This window comes from Rhodopila globiformis (genome assembly GCF_002937115.1).
Taxonomy (GTDB): domain Bacteria; phylum Pseudomonadota; class Alphaproteobacteria; order Acetobacterales; family Acetobacteraceae; genus Rhodopila; species Rhodopila globiformis.
In genome coordinates this window covers 1-3,128 of sequence record NZ_NHRY01000122.1, presented here as the reverse complement: position 1 = coordinate 3,128, position 3,128 = coordinate 1, and the positions used below count along the sequence as shown (strand labels likewise).

The window sequence follows — 3,128 nt, the reverse complement described above, 5'->3', positions numbered from 1 at the left end:
TCGAGGCCTTCATCGCCTACTTCAACCGCACCCTCGCCAAGCCGTTCAAGTGGACCATGACCGGCAAGCCGCTCGCTGCGTGAGCGGCCGTCGAAATGGGGTTCGTTCTTCCGGCGAGGTGTACTAGAGAGATGATCAGCCTTGAGCATGGGTTCGCTCCGTGCGTTGAGGTTAGGCCGGACCAGAGGGGTAGGAGCCTCGGGTCCGGCCGTTCTGAATTGCAAGAAATTCAGAACACGGTTACGATATCACCTTCTTTCCGTCAGTCAAGAGGAATCGTAACCTCGTTATGATTTTTCCCATCCAGTGCAAGATGGCCCGAGTTGCTCTCGGGCTTGGTGTGCGGCAGCTTGCGGCTGCCGCACGTGTATCCCCAGACACGGTGGCTCGCTTCGAGCGCGGTGAGGATCTGCGCGAACGGACGGTCGAAGCGCTCCAGAAAGCCCTCGAAGCTGCTGGCGTCGATTTCATCGCCAGCAATGGCGGAGGCCCAGGAGTCCGCCTTCGGCTGGCGACGGTAAGACCCGCTGACGAGGCGAAATGACCGGGACCAACAGCTTCATGTCGGCGATGATCGAGCCCATGCATTGTCCGCGCGGTCCGTAACCTTCGAGGCAGTCGGGCTGCAACTTCAATGAAGTTAACAGCATCTGAAGCAGACCAAAGATAGTCCCCTCAAGCCGGTTCAGGCATCACACAGAGGTGGGCCGTCCATCTGAGCAGGATGACGACGCAGACGAATCAGCCTGGCAACCATGATCAGTGGCAGATCAGCTGAGCACGAGGCCATTTTCCGTACGCAGTTGGATCTTTCTGGGTCAGCGATGCGATATGCCCGGTGGTTGTGCCACCCCGCCCTGTACAACCAAAAGACGAAATGTTGACAAAAATAAGTACGCGTATCATTTCACGAGATTTTCGTTGACCTGTCGGAAATATCGATCAACGCTAAGTATTAGGCGGGCTGCGGGAGCGGATGATGCGTGGGCTACGGCGGGCAGACAGGACAGAGGACCGGGACTGGGGACAGCCGTCAGGCGGGCTGACAACCAGCGGTATATCAATCGACGATGCGGCAACCTCGCCGCAGCAGGCGAACCGTCAGCAACCAACCGACCCATTGGCGCCTCTCATCCGGCTCCTGGCGCGTCAGGCGGCCCGCGAATACCGCCGGCACCGCGGTCTCGGGTTGCTGGAGATTGCGCTCGGCCTACTGGTCGTGTCGTTGCTGCTGATGGCCATTCTTACCGCGATGTGGGGAGGCCTGCATCAATGACACGCCGCCTCCGCGTGGTGTTTTACGCCCGCTACAGCGATGACCTCCAACGGGCAGAGTCCATCGCTGACCAGTTCGAACTGTGTCGCCGATATGCGGAACAACAGGGCTGGGACATTGTCGGCCAATACGACGATGCCGCCCAGAGCGGCGGGTCGCGGTTCTTTCGTTCTGGGTTCGCACGACTGCTGGCCGATGCCGAGGCCAGGCGCTTCGATGTGGTGGTCTGCGAGTCGATTGACCGGCTCGGGCGTCGGCTTGCGGATGTCGCGGACTTCTACGACCGCCTGACGTTCTGGGGCGTCCGCATCCACGCCACCAGTCTGGGCACCGAGATCACCCAGATGCATATCGGCATTTTCGGCACGATCGCCCAGATGACCTTGATTGACTTGCGTAGCAAGACCCGGCGCGGGCAGCTCGGGCGTGCCCGCGCCGGGCGTATTCCGGGCGGGCTCGCCTACGGCTATGACGTCGTCCCGCAGGCCCCGGGCAGCAAGGATGCCGGCGAGCGTCGTATCCGGGCCGACGAGGCCGAGGTCGTCCGGCGGATTTTCCGGGAGTACGTGAGCGGGCGGTCTGCACGGCACATCGCCCGCGCCTTGAACGAGGAAGGGGTTCCTGGTCCGGGCGGGCGTCCATGGATCGACACGACCATCCGCGGTCAGGTGGACCGAGGCACCGGCATCCTGAACAACGCAATCTACAAGGGTGAGTTGACCTGGAATCGATGCAGCTATGTGAAGGACCCGAGAACCGGCCGACGGGTCGCGCGCGTCAACGACGCGCAGGCGCACGAGGTCGTCGCCGTCCCGGCGCTGCGGATCATCGACGACGCGACCTGGGCCGCCGCCAAGGCGCGGCAGACGGAGATGCGCATCGAGATCGGCCGCACCGAGGAGGGCCAGCCGCTGAACCGCGCGCACCGGCGGGTTTTCCTGTTGAGCGGCCTGCTGACCTGCGGCTGCTGTGGTGGCGGCTACACCATCACCGGCAAGGACCGCTACGGGTGCGCGACCCGACGCGGCCGCGGCACCTGTGACAATGGCCATACGATCACCCGCCAGCACATCGAGGCACGGGTTCTGGGCGCACTCCGGGAGCGGTTGCTGACGCCGGAACGCGTCCAGGAATTCGTCCGCGCCTTTGCGGAAGCGCTGGCCGCTGACGAGCGGCAGTCCGGCGCACGGCGCAGCCAGTTGGAACGCCAACAGGCCGAGACGGAGCGCGGGTTGCAGGCTCTGGTGCGCGCCATCGAGAACGGCGCCTGGAGCGACACGGTGCAAAAGCGGCTGGCCGAACTCGAAGCGCGCAAGGTGGAGATCAAGGCGGAGCTCGCCTCCGTGGGCGAGCCATCACCGGCCGTGCGTCTGCACCCGAACGCCGCCGACATCTACGCCGCAGCGGTCGCTGACCTCGAAGCCGCGCTCAACGATCCGGACATCCGGACCGAAGTGGCCGAGGTGCTGCGCGGGTTGGTCGAGAAGATTGTGCTGACGCCGGACGCGGATGCGCCGGACGGCCTGGCCGCCGCGCTGCACGGTGACCTCGCCCAGATCCTGACCTTGGCGATGCCGGTGCCGGCCAGCACCGGCCGTCCAAAAGGTTCTGGCTTGGGCGGTGCCGGACGTGCCGGAACGCCTGTTCGCGGGAGTCAACTATCGGTGGTTGCGGGGGCAGGATTTGAACCTGCGGCCTTCAGGTTATGAGCCTGACGAGCTACCGGGCTGCTCCACCCCGCGTTGGATGGGGAGAGGGGACCAGAGTGGATTGGACGACCTGGCGGCGACCGACTCTCCCGTGCCTTGAGGCACAGTACCATGGGCGCTGGGGGTTTTCACGGCCGAGTTCG

2 protein-coding genes, 1 tRNA gene and 1 pseudogene are annotated in these 3,128 nt (G+C 64.2%); 2 read left to right on the top strand and 2 right to left on the bottom strand.

Annotated features, from left to right (window positions below; genetic code table 11):
• Positions 1–289: 289 nt before the first annotated feature.
• On the top strand, positions 290–544 hold the full coding sequence (locus CCS01_RS11935; RefSeq protein ID WP_408887485.1) for a helix-turn-helix domain-containing protein: 255 nt from the start codon (positions 290–292) through the stop codon (positions 542–544).
• Positions 545–831: 287 nt separating this feature from the next.
• Positions 832–2,316 (top strand): annotated as a pseudogene (locus CCS01_RS35155) (recombinase family protein); the annotation flags it as partial.
• Positions 2,317–2,631: 315 nt separating this feature from the next.
• Here CCS01_RS35155 and CCS01_RS35150 read toward each other — a convergent pair.
• Positions 2,632–2,934: a hypothetical protein gene (locus tag CCS01_RS35150; RefSeq protein ID WP_239992126.1), complete on the bottom strand. Its 303-nt coding sequence runs from the start codon at positions 2,932–2,934 to the stop codon at positions 2,632–2,634.
• 7 nt (positions 2,935–2,941) lie between these two features.
• Positions 2,942–3,018: transfer RNA gene (locus CCS01_RS11920), tRNA-Met, on the bottom strand.
• Between the last annotated feature and the right edge of the window lie 110 nt (positions 3,019–3,128).

Coding starts and splice junctions, on each gene's coding strand:
- CCS01_RS11935 (WP_408887485.1), top strand. CDS start 290: ATGATTTTTCCCATCCAGTGCAAGATGGCCCGAGTTGCTCTCGGGCTT.